Annotated in this window: 20 protein-coding genes and 2 pseudogenes; 15 read left to right on the plus strand and 7 right to left on the minus strand. The window is 50.9% G+C overall.

Annotation, left to right across the window (positions count from 1 at the left end; genetic code table 11):
• Positions 1 to 5 precede the first annotated feature (5 nt).
• From IPF95_01660 to IPF95_01675, 4 genes are all read left to right on the plus strand, one after another.
• A complete protein-coding gene (locus tag IPF95_01660) occupies positions 6 to 1181 on the plus strand; it encodes a T9SS type A sorting domain-containing protein (protein MBK6473400.1) in 1176 nt (391 codons plus the stop codon).
• A 514-nt stretch (positions 1182 to 1695) separates the two neighbouring features.
• Entirely contained in the window at positions 1696 to 3186 is a 1491-nt protein-coding gene (locus IPF95_01665; protein MBK6473401.1) for a hypothetical protein, read from the plus strand.
• Positions 3107 to 3991 (plus strand): proprotein convertase P-domain-containing protein, encoded by an 885-nt coding sequence (locus tag IPF95_01670; protein ID MBK6473402.1) that lies wholly within the window; start codon positions 3107 to 3109, stop codon positions 3989 to 3991. Before IPF95_01665 ends, IPF95_01670 begins: the two co-directional genes overlap by 80 nt.
• Positions 3963 to 4211 carry a hypothetical protein gene (locus tag IPF95_01675; GenBank protein MBK6473403.1) on the plus strand — a complete coding sequence of 83 codons (249 nt, stop codon included), beginning with the start codon at positions 3963 to 3965 and terminating at the stop codon, positions 4209 to 4211. The genes IPF95_01670 and IPF95_01675 overlap by 29 nt, the downstream gene beginning before the upstream one ends.
• Positions 4212 to 4246: 35 nt before the next feature.
• Here the strand turns inward: IPF95_01675 and IPF95_01680 are convergent, their stop codons facing one another.
• The gene (locus IPF95_01680) at positions 4247 to 4432 is read right to left on the minus strand and encodes a hypothetical protein (protein MBK6473404.1); all 186 of its coding nucleotides are present in this window, start codon (positions 4430 to 4432) and stop codon (positions 4247 to 4249) included.
• A gap of 30 nt (positions 4433 to 4462) precedes the next feature.
• Between IPF95_01680 and IPF95_01685 the strand changes: the two genes are divergently transcribed.
• The 4 genes from IPF95_01685 to IPF95_01700 all read left to right on the plus strand — a co-directional run bounded on the left by IPF95_01685 (position 4463) and on the right by IPF95_01700 (position 9298).
• Positions 4463 to 5782, plus strand: coding sequence for a T9SS type A sorting domain-containing protein (locus tag IPF95_01685; GenBank protein MBK6473405.1), 1320 nt, complete (start codon positions 4463 to 4465; stop codon positions 5780 to 5782).
• 397 nt (positions 5783 to 6179) lie between these two features.
• Positions 6180 to 6605 (plus strand): hypothetical protein, encoded by a 426-nt coding sequence (locus IPF95_01690; protein ID MBK6473406.1) that lies wholly within the window; start codon positions 6180 to 6182, stop codon positions 6603 to 6605.
• A 1-nt stretch (position 6606) separates the two neighbouring features.
• The gene (locus IPF95_01695) at positions 6607 to 7920 is read left to right on the plus strand and encodes a hypothetical protein (GenBank protein ID MBK6473407.1); all 1314 of its coding nucleotides are present in this window, start codon (positions 6607 to 6609) and stop codon (positions 7918 to 7920) included.
• Positions 7874 to 9298, plus strand: coding sequence for a T9SS type A sorting domain-containing protein (locus IPF95_01700; protein ID MBK6473408.1), 1425 nt, complete (start codon positions 7874 to 7876; stop codon positions 9296 to 9298). The genes IPF95_01695 and IPF95_01700 overlap by 47 nt, the downstream gene beginning before the upstream one ends.
• Positions 9299 to 9579: 281 nt before the next feature.
• Here IPF95_01700 and IPF95_01705 read toward each other — a convergent pair whose 3' ends face one another.
• The 5 genes and pseudogenes from IPF95_01705 to rsgA form a co-directional block, all read right to left on the minus strand.
• Positions 9580 to 10146, minus strand: coding sequence for a group 1 truncated hemoglobin (locus tag IPF95_01705; GenBank protein ID MBK6473409.1), 567 nt, complete (start codon positions 10144 to 10146; stop codon positions 9580 to 9582).
• 126 nt (positions 10147 to 10272) lie between these two features.
• On the minus strand, positions 10273 to 10704 hold the full coding sequence (locus tag IPF95_01710) for a hypothetical protein (GenBank protein ID MBK6473410.1): 432 nt from the start codon (positions 10702 to 10704) through the stop codon (positions 10273 to 10275).
• Positions 10705 to 11042: 338 nt separating this feature from the next.
• Positions 11043 to 11495 (minus strand): D-tyrosyl-tRNA(Tyr) deacylase, encoded by a 453-nt coding sequence (locus IPF95_01715; GenBank protein ID MBK6473411.1) that lies wholly within the window; start codon positions 11493 to 11495, stop codon positions 11043 to 11045.
• A complete protein-coding gene (locus IPF95_01720) occupies positions 11495 to 12340 on the minus strand; it encodes a 5'-nucleotidase, lipoprotein e(P4) family (protein ID MBK6473412.1) in 846 nt (281 codons plus the stop codon). The genes IPF95_01715 and IPF95_01720 overlap by 1 nt, the downstream gene beginning before the upstream one ends.
• A 2-nt stretch (positions 12341 to 12342) precedes the next feature.
• Positions 12343 to 13305 (minus strand): annotated as a pseudogene (rsgA, locus tag IPF95_01725) (ribosome small subunit-dependent GTPase A).
• A gap of 125 nt (positions 13306 to 13430) precedes the next feature.
• Here rsgA and gldA point away from each other — a divergent pair.
• Positions 13431 to 14345: pseudogene (gene gldA, locus IPF95_01730) on the plus strand (gliding motility-associated ABC transporter ATP-binding subunit GldA).
• Positions 14346 to 14351: 6 nt separating this feature from the next.
• Here gldA and IPF95_01735 read toward each other — a convergent pair.
• Positions 14352 to 14915 (minus strand): hypothetical protein, encoded by a 564-nt coding sequence (locus IPF95_01735; protein MBK6473413.1) that lies wholly within the window; start codon positions 14913 to 14915, stop codon positions 14352 to 14354.
• 153 nt (positions 14916 to 15068) lie between these two features.
• On the opposite strand from IPF95_01735, the gene IPF95_01740 reads away from it, so the two are divergent.
• The 6 genes from IPF95_01740 to IPF95_01765 all read left to right on the plus strand — a co-directional run bounded on the left by IPF95_01740 (position 15069) and on the right by IPF95_01765 (position 21430).
• A complete protein-coding gene (locus IPF95_01740; protein ID MBK6473414.1) occupies positions 15069 to 16328 on the plus strand; it encodes a methionine adenosyltransferase in 1260 nt (419 codons plus the stop codon).
• A 156-nt stretch (positions 16329 to 16484) separates the two neighbouring features.
• On the plus strand, positions 16485 to 16985 hold the full coding sequence (gene rplU / locus IPF95_01745) for a 50S ribosomal protein L21 (GenBank protein MBK6473415.1): 501 nt from the start codon (positions 16485 to 16487) through the stop codon (positions 16983 to 16985).
• 57 nt (positions 16986 to 17042) lie between these two features.
• A complete protein-coding gene (gene rpmA, locus IPF95_01750; GenBank protein ID MBK6473416.1) occupies positions 17043 to 17636 on the plus strand; it encodes a 50S ribosomal protein L27 in 594 nt (197 codons plus the stop codon).
• Between the two features lie 118 nt (positions 17637 to 17754).
• The gene (serS, locus tag IPF95_01755; protein MBK6473417.1) at positions 17755 to 19029 is read left to right on the plus strand and encodes a serine--tRNA ligase; all 1275 of its coding nucleotides are present in this window, start codon (positions 17755 to 17757) and stop codon (positions 19027 to 19029) included.
• On the plus strand, positions 19026 to 19580 hold the full coding sequence (locus IPF95_01760; protein MBK6473418.1) for a hypothetical protein: 555 nt from the start codon (positions 19026 to 19028) through the stop codon (positions 19578 to 19580). The genes serS and IPF95_01760 overlap by 4 nt, the downstream gene beginning before the upstream one ends.
• A complete protein-coding gene (locus tag IPF95_01765) occupies positions 19577 to 21430 on the plus strand; it encodes a tetratricopeptide repeat protein (protein ID MBK6473419.1) in 1854 nt (617 codons plus the stop codon). The genes IPF95_01760 and IPF95_01765 overlap by 4 nt, the downstream gene beginning before the upstream one ends.
• The last annotated feature ends 31 nt before the right edge of the window (positions 21431 to 21461 follow it).

Here is a 21461-nt window from a genome sequence, read left to right on the forward strand (position 1 = left end):
TGAGCGTGAGCGGTGTTCCAGCTGGAGGTTCCTACATGCTACGCACCAGTGGAAACCCTGGTACGCGTATCATTGACAACATCACTGCGACTGCTGGAACAACTTCAGTAACAGCGTTCACTACTACACCTGCTGCTCTTAGTTCCAATGGCGCAGTCCAGGTACCAATTGGTCCTAACGACCTGCTTTTCACAAGTTGTGATAAAACCTTCTGGAAAGCGGGCGAATACCTCGTGTGCAATGAAGATGCCGCTGTTGCTGCTGACTACAATGGTGGCGGTGCTGCTGGAGCAGATAGTGGCTATGACTTCTGGTTCTACAACCCGAACGGTGGATACAGCTACATCCGCCAGCGCAGGCACAACGTTTCAGACAACTTTGCGAACATCGGTTCTGCTCGTACGTGCCACATGAAAGTGAACAACTGGGCAGTAGCTAACCATATCCCGGACGGCGTTAAACTCAACGTTCGTGTGCGTGCTGTAGTGAACAATGTTCCTGCGAACTGGGGTCCTGCTTGTCGCTTTGTAAGGGATGAGGCCTTGGCCGCTTGCCCTCCAACTAAATTGTTCGATGTACCTGGAAACCCACAGTTCTATAGCTGTGGTGTAACACGTCAGTTCGTCAACAATACAGCGAACCGCATCTATGCACGTCCTGTTAGTGGTGCGAACAAGTACAGGTTCACCTTCTCCAGTGGTGAGGGTACGTTCTCCCGTTTGAGCAACTACTACTACATGAACTTGGGATGGTCCGGTCTGCCAACACTTGCAGCAAGCGGAACATACGAAATTACCGTAGAAGCGTCATTGAACAACGGCGCAACCTATTGTGTTGTTGGTGATGTATGTCTGGTAACAATTGTTCCTACTGCGATCGGCGGAAACCAGAATGCAACGTTGGACAACAATGGCGCAGCGTCATTGAACATGTGGCCGAATCCGAACAACGGTGAGTTGTTGAATGTAAGCTTGCACATTACGGATCCGTTCATCAACACGGTGAGCATGGACATCTTCGACCTCAGCGGCAAGCGCATGATCGCGCGTACTGTTGGCATTCAGGATGGCGTGCTCAACACCACCATTGATCTCAACGGCGACTTAGCTGTTGGTATGTACATGGTAAAAGTTACTGCTGGTGAAGAAGTATTCACACAGCGTGTGGTGATCCAGAAGTAAGGATCGACCTGCGATCCTCGGATCGTAACAAATACAAAGACCCCCGTGCCGAAAGGTGCGGGGGTTCTTGTTTTGTGCAATAATGATCAATCATTGTCCATTGCGCCAATTTGATCCATTTTGAGGTTTCTTTCCTATTTGATCAGCACCAGCACTGCATTCCTGAATTTATTCACTCAAAACACTTTTCTCGCCTCCAAGTGGTAACCCCGAGCTTCGAAACTTATTAATGATAGGTTCTCGCAACTATTATCCCTAAGGGTCCGTACAACATCTACCGATCATGGTTATCATTCAACCCACTCTCCACCTATTTGATCCAAATAAGTAACTGAACTTCAGTTGCTTGCAACGCCAACTTCCCTCTTTTTCGGAGTCTCTTAAAACTGATGAATCGGTTCGTCGATGGTTATCTATGATTCGTCGACGTAAATACATCATCCGTCTAATAATAAACTTGACAGCGCTTTCTAAAATGATGAATCTTGCACCCATTAAACCCTAAGATCTCCCAATGATGAAGAGCTCTAAAACACGAACAACACGAAAATGGTCCTTTGGACCATGGCTAGTAGTGGCCCTCCTACTTTTAACCCAGTTGGTCAGTGCACAGATAACCAACACGTATAACAGCTCTGGCACTTTCGTAGTACCAGCTGGCGTATCGCAGGTAACAGTTGAATGTTGGGGTGGCGGTGGCCATGGAAGCACGCGTACATCGAATGGAGCTGGTGGCGGTGGAGGTGGTGGTGCCTATTCCCGATCGACCATTTCCGTGATCGAAGGCAATTCATACACGTATACTGTGGGTGCTGGAAGTAATTCGGCATCACCAGGGGGCGATTCGTGGTTCCTTAACGCCACAACGGTCATGGCCGAAGGTGGAAATTCAGTGGCCAACAACACTCCTGCTGGTGCAACCGGTGGAGCAGCGGGTACGGGCTTTGGTACTGTTAAATACAGTGGTGGTAATGGTGCTGCAGGCGGATCAACAGGTGGAGGTGCTGGCTCATCTGCCGGTACTGCTGCTGCTGGGGCCAACGGCTCTGGGCAGAACGGCGGGAATGCTCCTGTTGGTGGTGGTGATGGCGGGGATGGTGGAAATGCTGGATTCCTTGCAGGTGCGGGCGTTGCAGGATCTGCTCCTGGTGGTGGTGGAGGTGGTGCCGAAAAAAACACCTTTTCCGGTAACCAGAATGGCGGGAACGGCGCAACCGGTCGCGTAGTACTTACCTATACACCATGCTCTGGACCAACTGTTTCCGTGGCACCGGGTTCGCCTACCATATGTGCTGGAGCAAGCGTTGTGCTAACGGCCTCCGGTGCTTCCGCAAGTTATTCATGGTCGCCTGGCACAGGGTTGAGTTCGACTTCCGGTGCTGTGGTTACAGCAAACCCAACATCGACCACGACCTACACCGTGACCGGTTTGAATACGGGTTGTTCCATACCCGGCACAACTACGGTAACCGTAACGGTAACTCCGGCACCCACTGTTCCGGTGATGTCACCGACAAGCGTCACGACATGCTCTGGCTCACCTACAGTACTGAGTGCGTCATCGACCACATCAGCAACCGTAATATCCTCGCCATTCAATAGCACAGGAGGGCCGGCTAACATAACCACCGGTGCAGCGCAGAACGCCACCACCTACCCATTCAACAACACAGTGAGTGGACTTCCGATATCTGGTGTAACGGTAGAATCGGTCACTATAAACGGCATTACCCATACTTTCCCTGATGATCTGGACATCTTACTTCAATCCCCTACAGGTACGAACGTGATCCTGATGTCCGACGTGGGTGGTACTAACGATCTAGCCGCTGTGAACTACACCTTCGAAACGGGATCTCCGGCAATGTCCGATGCCGGTGCCAACGCAGCGGGAAGCTACGCTCCAACGAACATCGGAACTCCCGATGATTGGCCAACAGCTCCTGGACCAGGAGCAATTTCAGCCAAGCTTCACCGACACTCACCTCTTTTCAGGAAACTTTAACGGGGTATGGAAGCTGCTTATACGTGATGATGCGTCTGGTGATGGAGGATCTATCGCAAATTGGAGCATTACGTTCAGCTATCCGGCTACAGTTAGCTATGCTTGGTCACCGAACATCGCGCTTAGCGCGACGACCGGAGCAAGTGTTACAGCTTCGCCAACCAGTACACAAGCCTATATGGTCACTGTCTCACATACGGCGAACAGTTGTACCCGCACAGGTAACGTTACCGTTACAACGGTGACACCTCCGAGCGCAGGTACGAATGGAACGCTGATCACCTGTAGCAATGCAGCACCTTCCAGCCTATTCGCCCAATTAGGTGGAACACCGAACGGCGGCGGCACATGGAGCGGACCCAGCGCGGTGAGTGGTGGGATGTACAACCCCGCGACCATGAACCCTGGTGTTTATACTTACTTAGTAACTGCTGCACCCTGTTCGCCCGATTCGGCAACTGTGACCGTAACGGAAAACACCGCTACACCTTGGTATGCAGATAACGACAGTGATGGCTTCGGCGACGCCGGTGATATGGTATTGGCCTGTGCGGCCCCTGGCGGATATGTGGCCAACAGCACGGATTGCGATGACACACAGGAACTCTATACGGATGCGGACGGTGACGGCTTCGGTGCTGGAGCTCCGGTTGCATGTGGTGTTGCGAACAACTTGGATTGTAATGATGCTGCGGTCCTGCACGCTGATGTGGATGGCGATGGATTCGGCGCAGCCGCCAATGCTCCTTGTGGTATCGCGGACAATAGTGATTGCGATGATACCCAATTTGCTTTACATGGATGATGATGGTGACGGTTTCGGAGCAGGTGCTCCAGTTGCCTGCGGTGTAGCCGACAACACTGATTGTGACGATTCTCAGAATCTTTATGCCGACGGTGATGGTGACGGTTTCGGAGCAGGTGCTCCAGTAGCTTGCGGTGTAGCCAACAACACGGATTGTAACGATGCGCAACTCCAATACACGGATGCGATGGTGACGGTTTCGGAGCGGGTTCGCCTGTAGCATGCGGTGTTGCTGATAACACGGATTGTGACGATTCACAGAACCTCTATGCGGATACCGATGGTGATGGCTATGGAGCCGGTGCTCCAGTAGCGTGCGGTGTTGCCGATAACACGGATAATTGCCCTACTACATTCGGGATCGTTGGAAGTGCTTGCGATGCTGGTCCAGGATTCGTTCTGGGCCAACTGGATGCTACCTGCGCGTGTGTTGGTGTACAATGCACTACGAACCTGACCTTGGATATCACAATGCCTGCGTTCGGTACGTTACCGACATGGGAATTACGTGAAGATGCAACCAACATTCTGGTACAAAGTGGTGGCGGCGGATTCGCAAATCCAGGGATCAATCAACAGAATACCTGTTTGCCGGATGGTAAATTCAGGCTGGTCATGGGTGGTGTTCCTGCTGGTGGTTCTTACATGCTACGCACCAGTGGAAACCCTGGTACGCGCATCATTGATAACAGCGCCACGACCGCTGGAACAACTTCTGTTTCACCTTATAACACTACACCTGCTACACTTAGCTCCAATGGTGCAGTGCAGATACCCGTTGGTACGAACGACCTGCTCTATACGAGTTGCGATAAAACCTTCTGGAAAGCGGGCGAATACCTCGTGTGCAACGAAGATGCCGCTGTTGCTGCCGACTACAATGGTGGCGGTGCTGCTGGAGCAGATAGTGGTTATGACTTCTGGTTCTACAACCCGAACGGTGGATACAGCTACATCCGTCAGCGTCGTAACAACGTATCGGACAACTTCGCGAACGTTGGTTCTTCACGTACGTGCCACATGAAAGTGAACAACTGGGCAGCTGCGAACCATATTCCGAACGGTGTGAAACTCAACGTTCGGGTGCGTGCTGTTGTGAACAATGTTCCTGCGAACTGGGGTCCTGCGTGCCGCTTTGTAAGGGATGAGGCTTTGGCAGCTTGCGCTCCTACTAAGTTGTTCGATATACCTGGATATCCACAGTTCTATAGCTGTGGTGTCACACGTCAGTTCGTCAACAATACAGCGAACCGCATCTATGCACGTCCTGTTAGTGGTGCGAACAAGTACAAGTTCACCTTCTCAAGTGGTGAGGGTACGTTCTCTCGCATTAGCAACTTCTATTATGTGAACTTGGGTTGGTCTGGTCTACCAACGCTGGCCGTGAGCGGAACATACGAGGTTACCGTGCAAGCATCATTGAACAACGGCGCAACCTATTGTGTAGTTGGTGATGTGTGTCTGGTAACAATTGCTCCTCCTGCGATCGGCGGAAGCCAAAATGCAGCGTTGGACAACAATGGCACAGCATCACTGAACATGTGGCCGAACCCGAACAACGGTGATGTATTGAATGTGAGCCTACATATTTCGGATCCGTTCATCAGCACTGTTACCATGGACATCTTCGACCTCAGTGGTAAGCGCATGATCGCGCGCACTGTTGCTATCCAGGATGGTGTTCTCAACACAACCATCGATCTCAACGGCGACCTAGCTGTTGGTATGTACATGGTGAAGGTTACTGCAGGTGAGGAAGTCTTCACACAGCGTGTGGTGATCCAGAAGTAAGGATCAACCTGCGATCCTCGGATCGTAACAAATACAAAGACCCCCGTGCCGAAAGGTGCGGGGGTTCTTGTTTTGTGGCACTAACATGTAATGAACAGTGCCGTTACATTTTTATATTTCAACCAACAGATTACCAACGTTATGGACATTGCGCGGAAATGCACAGCCTTATCCATCGCGAAATCCCGAATGTTGTGTAGGGTAAGAAGACCACATCGAATATATCCGGAAGATGTACAGAGATCAGAAAAAAGTTCGATCATTGTTACAAAAGGATCGGTCCACGATCAAGGGAACTACCATTCGTCACCCTTTTATCTATTGAACTGTCTTACAATTGCGCGCAATTCAAGGAATGACACGATAGGGTCATTTCAAAACCATTGAATTAGAACACATGAACCGTATTTTTAAACTAAGTCTTACCGTTGCCTTTGCCATATCCAGCGCTTTGGCATCCGCACAATGTATCGGCTTTTCCAATTCGCCCACGTCGGGCACAAGCACACCTGCGGCAGGCGCCACATCCGCAGGCTATTTCGTATTCCCAGGTACATACAGCACATGGTTCAGTATCGTGGTTGGACCAGAGTACACGTCGCACCCCGCTCAAGTGGACCGCCAACACTTCCGGTATCCACTACATCAGCATAAACAGCACTTCTACCTGCAGCACCAGTGGCAGTTCACGGACCATCACCTTGAGCAGAACCGATGGATCGGGTTGTACTACCGGCCTCTTGAGTCCTGCCGGGACCTTCACGCCAAGTTGCTCAGGCACTGCCCAATCGATAGGCTCCGGCCTAGCTGGCGGATACTCTAACGTGGCCCTAACTAACGGGGTGCCATACACCTTCACTAGTTCAGTGAGTGGCGATAAAGTAACGATCGCAAATTCCTCTGGCACGATCCAACGCTATGGAACCACTCCATTCACCTATGTGCCGGCTACAACTGCCACTTACCGGTTCTACACGCATAGCACTTCGGCCTGTGGTACAACGGGCACGCGCACCCGCTCTATCACTTGCCCTGGCCAAGGTGGTGGTGGCAACTGCCTCTCCGGTACGCAATACCCCACCAATACATATACCCTAACCGCATGCGATGGTGTGGCTCAAACCATCGTCAGCGGCACTAACTATGGTGAGTTCTGTAATGTTGCACTGGTAAGTGGCACGGCGTACACCTTCAGCTGTGCTAACGGGGGGTATGTTACGATCAGCAATAACACCGCCACCACGGAACTCGCGGCCGGTACCTCTCCGTTGGTTTGGGCCGCCACAGCAAGTGCTACATACCGCTATTATATCCACTCCAATTCATCTTGCGGATCAGGAGGTTCAACGGGATCCAAGCGGATCCAGTGCGGAACAGCGGTTGTTCTTCCCGGTTGCGCTACTGATCCATCACCGGCCAGTTCCAGCAGCGCTTGCATCTCGTCCGCCACAACAACTTTAAGCTGGTCTTCTGTGGCCACTGCCACGGGTTATGATGTGTATTTCAACGCCGGCGGTTCGGCCACGACCTTGGTGAGTAATAACCAAGTGGGACTTTCCTACAACGCCTCTACCCCGACAGCAGGCACGTATAGTTGGAGGATCGTACCAGCCACCGCTAGCGGAGATGCTACGGGTTGCACGACTTGGGACTTCGTACGGACAGCAGCTCCGATCTGGTATGCCGACCAAGACGGTGATGGTTTCGGTAATCCTAGTATTTCTCAGTCTACTTGTACCCAGCCAGGTAACTATGTTGCCAATAATACCGATTGTGACGACACCCAGGATCTTTATGCAGATAACGACGGTGATGGCTTTGGAGCAGGTGCTCCGGTAGCATGCGGCGTTGCCGATAATTCGGATTGCAACGATGCGCAGCTTCAATATGCTGATAACGATGGCGACGGTTTCGGAGCGGGTGCACCGATTGCTTGCGGTGTTTCGGATAACACGGATTGCAATGACACCCAGAATCTCTATGCCGATACCGATGGTGATGGCTATGGAGCAGGTGCTCCGGTAGCGTGCGGTGTGGCCGATAATACGGATGATTGCCCGACTACATTCGGGATCATTGGAAGTGCTTGCGATGCTGGTCCTGGATTTCGTTCTGGGTCAATTGAATGCAAACTGTAATTGCGTCGGGCTGCAGTGCACCACGGATCTTACCTTGGATATTACTATGCCTGCCTTCGGTACGTTACCTACTTGGGAATTACGTGAAGATGCTACGGACATTCTGGTACAGAACGGTGGCGGCGGTTTCGCCAATCCAGGGGTCAATCAACAGAATACCTGTTTGCCGGAAGGTAACTTCAGGTTGATCATGAATGGTGTCCCAACTGGTGGGTCCTATGTGTTACGAACAAGTGGTAACCCTGGAACGCGTATCATCGATAACATCACTACAACTGCTGGAACAACTTCCGTAACGGCGTTCTCTACTACACCTGCGGCATTAAGTTCCAATGGTGCGGTGCAGGTACCTGTAGGCCAAACTGATCTTCTCTTCACGAACTGCGACAAACCCTTCTGGAAAAGCGGTGAATATGTTGTGTGCAACGAAGATGCTCAAGTCGCTGCAGCATGGGTGCTGAACGGTGCCAATACTGTACAATCTGCAACAACAGGCTATGACTTCTGGTTCTATGACCCGAACGGTGGATACAGTTACATCCGCCAGCGCAGGCACAACGTTTCCGACAACTTCGCTAACGTTGGCTCTTCCCGTACATGCCACATGAAAGTGAACAACTGGGCTACAGCTAACCATATCCCGGACGGTGTGAAACTCAATGTTCGTGTGCGTGCCGTAGTGAACAATATACCCGCTAATTGGGGACCTGCTTGTCGCTTTGTACGCGATGAGGCCTTGGCTGCTTGCCCTCCCACAAAGTTGTTCGACCTACAGGGATTCCCCCAGTTCTACAGCTGTAATGTAACCCGTGCGTTCATTTCAAATGCATCGAACAGGCTCTATGCTCGTCCGGTAAGTGGTGCGAACAAATACAAATTCACCATCACCAGTGCAGAGTTGGCCACGCCGATCGTGAAGGTCGTAAACACCTACTACCTCACCTTGGGTTGGACCTCAGGACCGACCATGAATGTAGGTGAGACGTATGATGTAACTGTGCAAGCGTCGTTCAATAATGGTGCTTCCTATTGTGTAGTAGGCGATGCGTGTTCAGTGAGCATCATTAGCAATGCGGTCGTTGGGCAGCAGAGCATTGTATTGGATGGACAACGTTCCGAATTGAACATGTGGCCGAACCCGAACAACGGTGATGTGTTGAACATGAGTCTGCGCGTTGCTGATCCTTTCATCAGCACAGTGAACATGGACATCTTCGACCTAAGTGGTAAGCGCATGATCGCGCGTACTATTGGTATCCAGGATGGCGTTCTCAACACAACAATTGATCTCAACGGCGATGTCGCTGTTGGTATGTACATGGTGAAGATCATTGCTGGCGAGGAACTATTCACACAGCGTGTTGTGATCCAGAAGTGACCTCTTTCTTCTAATGTGAAAAGGGCTGTCTCGAAAGAGCAGCCCTTTTCATTTTTCGTTGAAACCGAAGCCGCTTGATCCTGATCCGAAAATGAAAAAACTACCGCGTTCAAATAGAATGAAATGACTGAAGCCTTGATGTTGATTCCATCGCATTCATTGCGCGCGGTCATCTTGGCATTTTTCCGAACAGGTAATGCTTCAACATTCGCTACATCGGAACTCATTAAAAAAGGGGCTATCCCTTTCGAGACAGCCCCTTGTTCTTTAACGAGCGGACCTTATTGCTGAACGATCGGGTCGCGCAATGTTTCAACCAAAGCTCCAATGTCCGTAACGATATCTGTCGGTACGTTGTTCTGTGCTGCACCAGCAACAAGATCAACAATGAAACGATCGAAATCAGAATTTCCAACTAGGCCGGTCATACGTGGGTTTCCAGCATTGTTGTGCGTCTCCACCATATTCAACCCATCATAGGTGTAATTCTGGGATCCTGTCGCTACTGCGAAGAACTCAGTGAGGTTCTCACTTAGAGCAGCGAAACCGGTAAGGTCACCGCTTCCAACTTCGGCAAGTAGAACTGCGAAGAACGGCTGTAGTTGTGCATCTCCAGCGATAACGAAGATGGTGCTATCCACCACTGAACGCAGACCGAGGTAACCCTTTTCGATCATCTGTCCTGAATTGGATGGATCAGCGACCATTGTGGTGCCACCAAGACGCTGGTAGAGAGTTGGAGTTGGAGTTGGCGCAGGAGTTGGCGCAGGTTCATCATCCTTTTTACAACCAGTAACCATTAAGGCTACTACGGATAAGTAAAGTGCTGTTTTGATCATCTTTCTCATTGTTCTTCTTTTTTGGTTTGTGGATTTTGGGTCAATTCGATCAATGGATCACACTGGTGAACCAAGGGGAAATTCAATTTTGAGTTGTTCGTGTAAGGGCGTGGAGTGCGAAACCTTGTTCGGGATTCATCTCACGACGGAGGTGATCCAACTTACCAGTTGCCCGGTCATGCCTTCCTTCACCATCGCTGGACATCCCATCGCAGCAGCTTCGGCAGTAACAACAAGGGGTTTACCCGGAACAGTGCTCATGTCATTTACAACGGCGAGTACGGCTGCTTGGTCCTGCACGGAACGGTCATAGGCGTATACCAAATTCCGGTCTTCCAGGTTCACACGTGCATTGGCCACGCCCGGCATGGCATCAACGCTGCTTCGGATCATGGCTGCCTCTGCCGGAGATAATTCATTCGAGAAATCAATGCGTGCCAATTGTAGATTGGCCAAATGTGCATTCGGTTTTGGTTTGGTAACAGCGTGTATGTGCCATACAACTATTCCAGAAAGAATGAATAAGCTACTTAGGCTTATCAATATCGTTTTTTTTACTTTGCTCATGGTGGTTCGCAGGTTTGTCACAGATATGTACGATGAGGCCTGAACCTTGGATCATTCCATGTTGGATTTCTTTTCAAGAATTATGCAAATTGTTGAAGGTGAGCTACTTGCCCACGAAAAATCGTTCGACATTCGTCTAGGTTCATGCTTCACGAGCTAGTTGAGGTGTTCAGTGGCCCCCTTTTGCAACTGCCAACATGGTTTGGAAGATGGACGGCAGATGACTCCACCAATGACTGCTCGATCCATGGCGATGCAGACCTAAGAATTCGGAAAACTCCGGATGTCAAAAAGCCACTCCGAACGGGAATGGCTTTTTGATCAAGGGAACATCATGCTCACTCGCGAAGCTGGCTGTCAATTACAATGGTCACAGGACCGTCATTGACCAACGCCACTTTCATATCGGCACCGAACTCTCCTGTACCGATGGGTTTGCCCAATAATTCGCAGAACCGTTGTTTCGCACGTAGGTATAAAGGCATTGCAACATCCGGCCTTGCCGAACGGATGTAACTGGGTCTATTTCCTTTGCTCGTGCTGGCCAAAAGCGTGAATTGGCTCACCAGAATGAGATCACCATTCACTTGGTGTACGTCCAGATTCATCACGCCTTGATCATCCGGAAAAATGCGCAACTTCAGGATCTTTCCGCAGAGCCACTCGAGGTCAATTTCCGTATCATCCTCGCTGATCCCGAGCAGGACCAACAGTCCCGAATGAATGTGTGCAACGCGCTGTCCATCGATCGTTACACTAGCCTCGGCAACTCGTTGTACTACTGCACGCATCAATAGTCGTTTGCGCGGAACCACTCTTCCGTACGCTCCAGTTTTTCTTCATCCGTTCCCTTGCCTTGTACTGCATCCCGGAACGTACCGTACATGGGATTCGGCAGCAGAATGAAAAAACGGCGAAGACTGTCATTCATCGCTTCAACGAGGTCCTTCCCATAATTCGTGGATCTATCCTTGAACCGTTCATCGTAATCGCGCAACTGATCTCCGATCAAAAGCACCACGCGGTGTGATGCCGAGACTTTTGCGCGGCGCTCGGTCTTATCACTGGCCCCGTCCAATAAAAGCAGGTGGTCGGCATCCGCATCCGGAAAGCCTAGACTATCCAGATTTCGCAACGTGCTGGCCAGTTCACGTACATCGCGATTGGTGATGTAGAATACCTCGCATTTCTGTTGTTCCGCGAATTTCAGGAATTCAATGGCACCCGGCATTGCCTTCGCAGCCGACTTATCGGTCCAGTCCTTCCAGGAATCCTGATCGTAAGTGGCCTTCTGATGTCCGATGTGGATCTGATAGGGGCTATTGTCCAAGATGGTCTCATCGATATCCACGATCACCGCATTTGGCTTGGGTGAAGGCATTTGGATGTTCTCCATCAATCGGATGCGTGCGAGCTCGAACGCCTGTTGCGAAATGCGATAGGCTTCTGCGGATGTGCTTTGCCACATTACCGCATCCGCGCCTTGGGAAGAGAGTATCGTCTCAGCATTCCTTGTCTCCAGCACCACAGGAACCACAATTGGATCAACGGGTGCAACTGCAACTTGGGTGGACGAACTGCACGCCGAACCAAGTACAATATTCACTAACAGGATCAACGCTAGTTCTTTCCTCATGTTCAATCAGTTCTATATGGACTATCCTCGATCAATCCCGCTAACATATCCAAATAACTGGTATATCTGCTTTGTGCGATCTCTCCATCCTCCACTGCTTTGCGAATGGCGCAGTCCGGTTCTTCCTTGTGCATGCAATCATTGAAACGGCATCCTCCTTTCCGTGCGAACATCTCCGGATATTGATCTCCGATATGTCCCGGTTCAATATCAACCAATCCAAAACCTTTTATACCGGGTGTGTCGATGATGAAGGTTCCATTTCCACCTTCGTTAGTTGGTATGTCGAGCTCGTACATTTCTGCATTGGTGGTAGTATGCTGGCCTTTCTCTGAGCTCTCGCTGATCTCCAATGTCCACAGGTCCAATTCTGGATCAATGGCATTGATGAGCGTGCTGTTCCCCACTCCACTATGCCCAGCAAGCAATGTCACTTTTCCGGCTAATTGCGCCTTCAACTCTTTCACTCCTTTGCCTTTCAACGCCGCTGTCATCAACACCTTTGTATCCGGCTTCCTGGTAGGTATCGACCAGATCGAACATGCGTTCCTGTTCGTTCTCATCCAGGTCATCGATCTTATTCACAACGATCATAGCCGGAACTTGGTATGCTTCCGCAGTGACCAGAAAACGATCAATGAAGCCGTATGATGTGCGCGGCCTAGCAATGGTCACCATAAGCATCGCGAGATCCAGATTGGCAGCGATAACGTGTTTATGGTGCGACAGGTTCACACTGCGCCGCACCATGTAATTGCGTCGTTCATGCAGCTCCATAATGGCACCGATCTCTTCCTCGCTTTTCTGCGGGATCAAGTCGACACGGTCACCAACAGCCACAGGATTGGTGCTCTTCCACCCTTTGATGCGCAAATTGCCTTTGGCCACGCATTGGTGGGCGCTCCACTGTCGTCACGCACAACGTAACGGGATCCGTGGGAACGCATGATAAGACCAGTGAGCATGTTACAAAGGGCAAAGGTGCGCGAAAAGAAGGGAAAGTAAAGACATGTAACCCAACACCATTCCTCGGATGCATGGCCATTGCTTGCGACCGATAACGCTACCTTCGCGTTCAGATCGTTCAAACATGTCCATTTCTGTAAGCAATATCACCAAGGTCTTCGGTACGCAGCGTGCTTTGGATGATGTTTCATTCGAGATCGGCACGGGCGAAGTTGTTGGTTTCTTAGGTCCCAATGGCGCTGGTAAAAGCACCATGATGAAGATCCTGACATGCTTTCTTCAGCCCACGACCGGCAATGCAACGGTGTGCGGTTTCGATACACGCACAGAGAGCATGGAGGTGCGACGCAATGTCGGCTATCTCCCAGAGAACAACCCGCTCTAACTGGACCTGTACATCCGTGAGTATTTGGACTTTGTTGCCGGTATTCATGGACTGAAGAACCGCGATGCGCGTGTTCGCGAAATGATCGGCATGGTAGGCTTGGAGCGCGAGCAACATAAACGGATCGGTGCGCTGAGCAAGGGATACAGACAGCGCGTTGGGTTGGCCCAAGCCATGATCCATGACCCACAGGTGTTGATACTGGATGAACCAACAAGTGGACTCGATCCGAACCAACTCGTGGAAGTCCGTGGCCTTATCGCGCGCATCGGAAAAGAACGGACCGTGATGTTGAGCACGCACATCATGCAAGAAGTAGAGGCCATTTGCGACCGCGTGATCATCATCGACCGAGGCCTTCTTGTTGCGGATGATAAAGCCAGCACATTGCGCAGTGGAGATGTGGAAAAAGCGGTGCTCGAAGTGGAATTCGATAGAAGGATCGAGGCGAACGATCTCTTAGGCATTAGCGGTGTACAAGCTGCGAAGAAAAAGGATGATAAAAGTTGGCTTGTGGCCTATGCAGCCTCTACGGATATTCGTCCCGCTGTGTTCCAACTTGCCGTGGACCGTGGTGTGAAGGTGCTAGGAATGCACAAAAGCGAACGTGGGCTGGAAGAGGTGTTCAAGGAATTGACGGCTACTAGGAAGTAAGTAAGATCAGAATTTGTACGCTGCGCCAAGATTGAGGATCGCGCTTCCGAAACCCAATTCGGCTTGCACGCCCCAATGCGTTCCTAAGCGATAGCGCCCACCTGCGTAAAGTGTAGCATCCACTCCGCTTTTTGCAGTAAAGCCCGGTGAAGCCAAGTTCCGGACCCGTGTAGGTGGCACGCACTCGGTTGTAGTGGAGCATGAGGCCAGCGTAGGTATCCAGCCGTTCTTTACCGTGCCATTGATTCCAATGCCAGCACCACGACCACCCACAATAAAATAGTTGTAATTCCATTCCGCCTCACCCACATGTACGAGACTTCGGTACAGTAAACTCTTGTATCCGAAGTACGCTCCCATCCCCAGAATACCCGTGCCAAGTTGAGCAACACCATGTTCATAGGCGACACCGACCACCGGAGTTTGGATGGTGTGCGTTGTGTACTGCCCACCAATACCAATGATGGGCCCGATGATATCATCTCCCTTCGTAAAACTTTGTGTGCAGCCGTCCTGTTCCGCGCCAAATAAATGGATCGCAAAAAACAAGAACCGCTCTGGATGTCTCATGAACATGGTGACCATTCTCCCAAAATTTGACCTGAACATTCAACGCACGGCCCAACCAAATTCGTACACGATCATCAACAAGTACATCGCCCTGTGAAATTCATCTTGTCGATTACGGCGGATCTGTTTCCTTTGCACCCTTCAAAAGATCACATGCCATACCTCTTCACCTCAGAATCCGTTAGCGAAGGCCATCCCGATAAGGTCGCAGACCAGATCAGCGACGCCTTGATCGATCACTTTCTTGCCTTTGACCCACAAAGCAAGGTCGCTTGCGAAACACTCGTTACCACGGGCCTGGTGGTCCTTGCTGGTGAGGTGAAAAGCAAAGCCTATTTGGATGTACAGCAGATCGCACGCGATGTGGTCGCGCGCATCGGATACACAAAAAGCGAGTACATGTTCGAAGCACATAGCTGCGGCGTGCTAAGTGCTATTCACGAACAAAGCCCTGACATCAATCAAGGTGTAGAACGTAAAAAGCCTGAAGAGCAAGGTGCTGGTGACCAAGGAATGATGTTCGGTTACGCAACGCGCGAGACCGACAATTATATGCCTTTGGCCTTGGACCTGAGCCATCTCTTGCTGAAGGAACTTGCTGTGATCCGTCGCGAGAATAATGCGATCAAGTACCTACGTCCTGATGCAAAAAGCCAAGTAACGATCGAATACGGAGACGATAACACTCCATTGCGTATCGATGCGATCGTGATCAGCACCCAACATGATGATTTCGATTCGGAGCCAAAGATGTTGGCGAAGATCAAAAAGGACATGGTGGAGATCTTGATCCCACGTGTTCTAAAACAATTACCGAAACGTACACAGGCACTCTTCGGTAAGGATATCGCCTACCACATCAATCCAACAGGAAAGTTCGTGATCGGTGGCCCGCACGGTGATACTGGACTTACTGGTCGTAAGATCATTGTGGACACCTACGGGGGAAAAGGAGCCCACGGAGGTGGTGCTTTCAGCGGTAAGGACCCGAGCAAGGTGGACCGTAGTGCTGCTTATGCAGCTCGCCACGTTGCGAAGCATTTGGTCGCTGCAGGAGTTTGTGATGAAGTTCTGGTTCAGGTTGCCTATGCTATCGGTGTAGCAAAGCCGGTCGGCTTCTATGTGAACACTTACGGAACCAGCAAGGTGAACATGCAAGATGGATTGATCGCGAAGAAGATCAGCGGCATGAAGGAATTCGACATGCGACCTTACTTCATTGAGAAGCGATTTGCGCTGCGCACCCCGATCTATAGCGAAACCGCAGCCTATGGCCACATGGGCCGCAAGAGCGTTGTGGTGACCAAGAAATTCGTGAATGCAGGCCAAAAAGCTACGATCAAGGTGCGCCTATTCCCTTGGGAGGACCTGAATGCAGTGGATGTGGTGAAGAAGGCGTTCAAGTTAAAGTAACTAGTACAGGGTACCTGGTACAGGGTATCGAGAAGATCCTACCCTGAACCAGTTACCCTATACCCTGTACCAACCTAAAAGTCAAAAAACACTTTTACACGGGTACTTGTGAATTCAGTGCTAAGCATTACATTTGCACCCCATTTCCAAGGAAACATGTACGCTATTGTCAATATCGCTGGCCAACAGTTCAAAGTGACCAAGTCCCAGAAACTCAGTGTTCACCGCCTCGAAGTAGAGGAAGGCAAACATTTGGAACTTCCTACTGTACTGCTTGTTAGCGACGGTAAAACGATCACTGTAGGCACCCCTACTGTGGAAGGTTATCGTATTGCGGCAAAAGTGCTTCGCCAGACGAAAGGCGATAAAGTGCTTGTTTTCAAGAAAAAGCGCCGTAAAGGGTACCAAAAGCTGAACGGCCACCGCCAGCAGATCACCGAACTCTGGATCGAAGCGATCCTAGGTAAAGGCGAGAAATTCGATGCGAGCAAGAGCAGTGCTCCTGCTCCGCATGCTGCGCGTATCTCTGAGCCAAAAGCCAAAAAAGTAGCTGCTCCAGCTAAAGTTGCAGCAGCCCCTAAGAAGGCCGCGGCTAAGAAAGCAGCCCCTAAAAAGGCCGCTGCCAAGAAAGCAGCTCCTAAAAAAGACAAGAAGTGATCCTTCAATCGTAGACCAACACCGGACCTATTCCGGTAACAACAATACCCAAGATCAATGGCACACAAGAAAGGAGCAGGTAGTACCAACAACGGCCGCGAATCGCACAGCAAACGATTGGGCATTAAATTATTCGGCGGCCAAGCTGCAATTGCAGGTAACATCATCGTTCGCCAGCGCGGTACAAAGCACCATCCAGGCAAGAACGTTGGCGTTGGTGTTGATCATACCCTCTATGCATTGGCCGATGGCGTTGTGGTTTTCCGCAAACAGCGCGGTGCACGCAGCTATGTTAGCGTGTTGCCTGAAGGCACACCGATCATTGCTCCTGCCGCAACCAAAAAAGCAGCTACTAAGGCTGCCCCTGCAACCACAGCTAAAGCAGCACCAAAGGCAGCTAAAGGAGATGACCTGGGTAAGGTTGAAGGCATTGGCCCGAAGATCGCTGAGCATTTCAATGCTGCGGGTATCAATACCTTTGCTGAATTAGCCGCTACTTCTGTTGAGCGCTTGCAAGAGATCCTCAACGAAGCTGGACCCAATTATGCTTCACACAACCCTGGCACATGGCCAAAGCAAGCCGAATTGGCTGCCGCTGGCAAATGGGACGAGCTAAAGGCTTGGCAGGACGAATTGGACGGTGGTAAATAATAAACGACACCTATCTCACTTTGAAAAGCCCTCCTAGTTGGAGGGTTTTTTCGTAATCGCCCAACGCATAGACCCTGTTGGGCTACTTTTGACCATTCGCCTATTGCAACGCACTTAAATGCTCGAACTTCAATACCTACGCAACTACCGCCCCGAAGCGGAAAGCCGCCTTGCTAAGCGGAACATCGATGTAAAGACCGCTTTGGACCGCGTGCAGGAGCTGGATGATACCCGCCGCACAACGCAGACCGAACTGGATGGGTTATCGGCAGAGCTGAACACCCTGAGCCGTGCGATCGGTGATCTAATGAAAAGCGGGAAGAAGGATGAAGCCGAGACCGCTAAATCCCGCACCACTGAATTAAAGGCGGCGATCGCCACGCTTGGTGGAAAACTCACCACCACCGAGAACGATCTGCGCGACCACCTCTGCACCATCCCGAATGCACCTTCTGAGAAGGTGCCTGTTGGCAAAACACCCGAGGAGAATATCACCGTTGTACAGGAAGGAGATATTCACAAACTGCATTCCGGTGCCAAACCACATTGGGAGTTGGGCGAAGAATATGGGTTCTTGCACATGGACCTCGGCGTAAAAGTGACCGGCGCCGGATTTCCGGTGTACAGCGGACAAGGGGCAAAATTGCAGCGTTCGTTGATCGCGTTTTTCTTGGATAAAGCCATCGAAGCGGGGTACCGCGAGATCATTCCACCGCACATGGTGAATGCCGAAAGCGCATTCGCCACAGGGCAGTTGCCGGACAAGGAAGGCCAGATGTACCACGCAACCGTGGATGACCTGTATTTGATCCCCACCGCGGAAGTGCCTATTACCAACCTGTACCGCGATATGATCGTGGACGAAGCGCAATTGCCGATCACCATGGTGGGTTACACGCCTTGCTTTCGTCGCGAAGCAGGAAGCTATGGCGCCCATGTGCGCGGCTTGAACCGGGTACACCAATTCGACAAAGTAGAGATCGTAAGGATCGAAAAACCCGAGAATAGTTATGCTGCATTGGAAGGAATGGTGGAACATGTGAAGGGCCTCCTTCGCGCATTGGAACTCCCCTACCGCCAGCTTCTACTCTGTGGTGGCGACATGGGATTTGCGAGTGCCATTACGTACGATATGGAGGTCTACAGTGCGGCACAAGAACGGTGGCTGGAGGTGAGTTCCATCAGCAATTTCGAGACCTTCCAGAGCAATCGTATGAAGCTACGCATTAAGGGTGCCGACAAAAAGAACCGTCTGGCGCATACACTGAATGGAAGTGCATTAGCGCTGGCCCGCATTGTCGCCGCGATCCTGGAGAACAACCAAACGCCCGAAGGCATTCGAATTCCTAAAGCGTTGCAACCCTACACCGGGTTCGATATGATCCTTAGATGAACCGTGGCATACTGTTCGCTGTAGTTATTGCGTTGGCATGGAGCGGCTTGACAAGTGGCTGCCGCAGGGCCGCAGATACCGGTCAACTAACCACTGTGGACAGCTTAAGCTATACAATGGACAAAATGCTGAGCACGTTAATGCAGCTTGATCAACACCTTTACGCGGTCTCGGATTCGGTATTGAAGGTTCATGCTGAGAATTACAGCGAACTGTTCACGGATACACTGGACCGCGCCACGGCCGATGCATTGGCCAACCAGTATCTTGTGCTTCGCGAAGCAGAACATGTGGAACGCGACCATCTGGATCTACAACGTGAGATCTCTTCTACGCAGCAACGTTTAGAGGATCTTCGAAATGACCTTAACTCCGGTGCTATGGATAATGAAGCGGCCCATGCTGCGATCGCTGCGGAACTCCAACGGGCCAGTTCTGTCGAGCGCGCAACAGCCTTGATCGCAAGCAACCATTTCACGATCAAACGGACGTTGGAAGAACTTAGCACGACCGACCCGCTTCGCCTTAGAACGTTGAAAGACCAAAAATGATCCGCGCCCTTTTCATAGCTCTGGTCCTGATCGTCCTTGCTCCGATACGGTCATACGCGCAACCCGGAGCAGATGAACAATTGGCAGCTCAATACTTCCAAAATGGTGACTATGAACGGGCGATCCTGTATTATGAAAAGCTGTTCCGCAAGCAACCCACAACATTCTACTACGAGCAATTGTACAAGAGCTATGTTGGCCTGAATGATCTTGAGAGTGCACAGAAATTGGTCAAGGACCAGATGAAGCACAACAAGGATGACCCACGTTATCCGGTGGATATGGGCCTGATCTTTCGCAAAATGGGCGATGACCCCAAGGCAGAGAAAGAATTCGACAAGGCCCTAAGAATGATGGGGGACCAACAAGGGAGCGTACGTCAAGTGGCGAATTACTTCACCAGTGCGAACGAATATGATCTCGCGCTACAAGCCTATGAACGCGGACAACGGTCATTGGGTGATGGTCAGAACTTCTACTATGAGATGGCCAATTTGTACGCGGCAATGGGCGACGTCCAAAAAATGGTGAGCGCTTACATGGAGATGCTCGCCGTGAATGAGGCATACCTCCAACAAATACAGAATTCACTTTCGCGGTATATGGACTTCGAAGTATCCGATGATCGGACCAACATACTGCGCACCGAATTGTTGCGTCGGATACAACGTGATCCACAGCGCACTGTATATCAGGAATTGTTGATCTGGATGTACATACAACAGAACGATCTTACCGCAGCTTTCGTACAGAGCAAGGCCATGGACAAACGCTTCGATGAAGGCGGAATGCGTCTGATGGACCTTGCCCGTATCGCGCTTGCGAACAAGGACTACTCCACAGCGCTGAAGTCATACGAATACGTGCTTAGCCTAGGCCGCAATGATGCCCTTTACCTCCAAGCAAAGATCGGCGGCGTCAAAGTGCGCTATGACCAGCTGACGAAACAACCTGAGCCTGTCCCGACCGATCTGCAGGATCTGGATGTGCGCATGGGCAACACGCTTACTGAACTCGGGTTGAACAGGAATACCATTGAACTGTTGCGTGATCAAGCACATTTGAAAGCCTACTACCTGAATGACCACGCCGGTGCAATTGCGCTGTTGACGGAAGGATTGAACATTCCCGGCGTGGATCCCAAGACCCAAGCACAGCTGAAACTGGATCTGGGAGACGTTCATTTATTGGCGGGGGAGATCTGGGATGCTTCCCTCCTCTATTCGCAAGTAGACCTGGACTACAAGTACGATATGATCGGCCATGAAGCCCGATTACGCAATGCTAAAGTGTCTTTCTATTCCGGTGATTTCCTTTGGGCGCAAGGACAATTGAACGTACTCAAAGCAAGTACCAGCAAGTTGATCGCGAACGATGCCATGGAGCTCAGCCTCCGGATAACGGATAACCTTGGTGTGGATAGCAACAGTGTTCCGCTCAGCTTTTTTGCGCGTGCGGAATTGCTTCGTTTCCAACATCGGTATGACGAAGCATTGGTCGTTTTCGATTCGCTTGATGCCGAATACCCTATGCACAGTTTGGGAGACGATGTGCTTTATGAACGATACAGGATAGCCTATGCGCGCCATCGCTACGCGGAGGCCGGAACGTTCCTGGAAAAACTGCTGGAATTCTATCCCCTGGATATTCTGGTGGACAATGCGTTCTTGGACCTGGGTAAACTTTTCGAGGATAAATTGAATGATCCTGAAAAAGCAAAGGGGTTCTATGAGCGCTTGCTCTTTGAACAGACCGGTAGCATTTTCGTTCCGGAAGCACGCGATCGGTACCGCAAATTGCGCGGAGATGACCTGGAAGGGCCACCGGAAAAACCTTCACTGACCCCTTGAACATGGTTCAAACAAAGAAACACCTAGTGAT

The sequence above is a fragment of the Flavobacteriales bacterium genome, assembly GCA_016704485.1.
Lineage (GTDB): Bacteria > Bacteroidota > Bacteroidia > Flavobacteriales_F > PHOS-HE28 > PHOS-HE28.

Coding starts and splice junctions, on each gene's coding strand:
- IPF95_01665 (MBK6473401.1), top strand. CDS start 1,696: ATGATGAAGAGCTCTAAAACACGAACAACACGAAAATGGTCCTTTGGA.
- IPF95_01670 (MBK6473402.1), top strand. CDS start 3,107: ATGATTGGCCAACAGCTCCTGGACCAGGAGCAATTTCAGCCAAGCTTC.
- IPF95_01675 (MBK6473403.1), top strand. CDS start 3,963: ATGATACCCAATTTGCTTTACATGGATGATGATGGTGACGGTTTCGGA.
- IPF95_01685 (MBK6473405.1), top strand. CDS start 4,463: ATGCCTGCGTTCGGTACGTTACCGACATGGGAATTACGTGAAGATGCA.
- IPF95_01690 (MBK6473406.1), top strand. CDS start 6,180: ATGAACCGTATTTTTAAACTAAGTCTTACCGTTGCCTTTGCCATATCC.
- IPF95_01700 (MBK6473408.1), top strand. CDS start 7,874: ATGCTGGTCCTGGATTTCGTTCTGGGTCAATTGAATGCAAACTGTAAT.
- IPF95_01705 (MBK6473409.1), bottom strand. CDS start 10,146: ATGAGAAAGATGATCAAAACAGCACTTTACTTATCCGTAGTAGCCTTA.
- IPF95_01710 (MBK6473410.1), bottom strand. CDS start 10,704: ATGAGCAAAGTAAAAAAAACGATATTGATAAGCCTAAGTAGCTTATTC.
- IPF95_01715 (MBK6473411.1), bottom strand. CDS start 11,495: ATGCGTGCAGTAGTACAACGAGTTGCCGAGGCTAGTGTAACGATCGAT.
- IPF95_01720 (MBK6473412.1), bottom strand. CDS start 12,340: ATGAGGAAAGAACTAGCGTTGATCCTGTTAGTGAATATTGTACTTGGT.
- IPF95_01735 (MBK6473413.1), bottom strand. CDS start 14,915: ATGAGACATCCAGAGCGGTTCTTGTTTTTTGCGATCCATTTATTTGGC.
- IPF95_01740 (MBK6473414.1), top strand. CDS start 15,069: ATGCCATACCTCTTCACCTCAGAATCCGTTAGCGAAGGCCATCCCGAT.
- rplU (MBK6473415.1), top strand. CDS start 16,485: ATGTACGCTATTGTCAATATCGCTGGCCAACAGTTCAAAGTGACCAAG.
- rpmA (MBK6473416.1), top strand. CDS start 17,043: ATGGCACACAAGAAAGGAGCAGGTAGTACCAACAACGGCCGCGAATCG.
- serS (MBK6473417.1), top strand. CDS start 17,755: ATGCTCGAACTTCAATACCTACGCAACTACCGCCCCGAAGCGGAAAGC.
- IPF95_01760 (MBK6473418.1), top strand. CDS start 19,026: ATGAACCGTGGCATACTGTTCGCTGTAGTTATTGCGTTGGCATGGAGC.
- IPF95_01765 (MBK6473419.1), top strand. CDS start 19,577: ATGATCCGCGCCCTTTTCATAGCTCTGGTCCTGATCGTCCTTGCTCCG.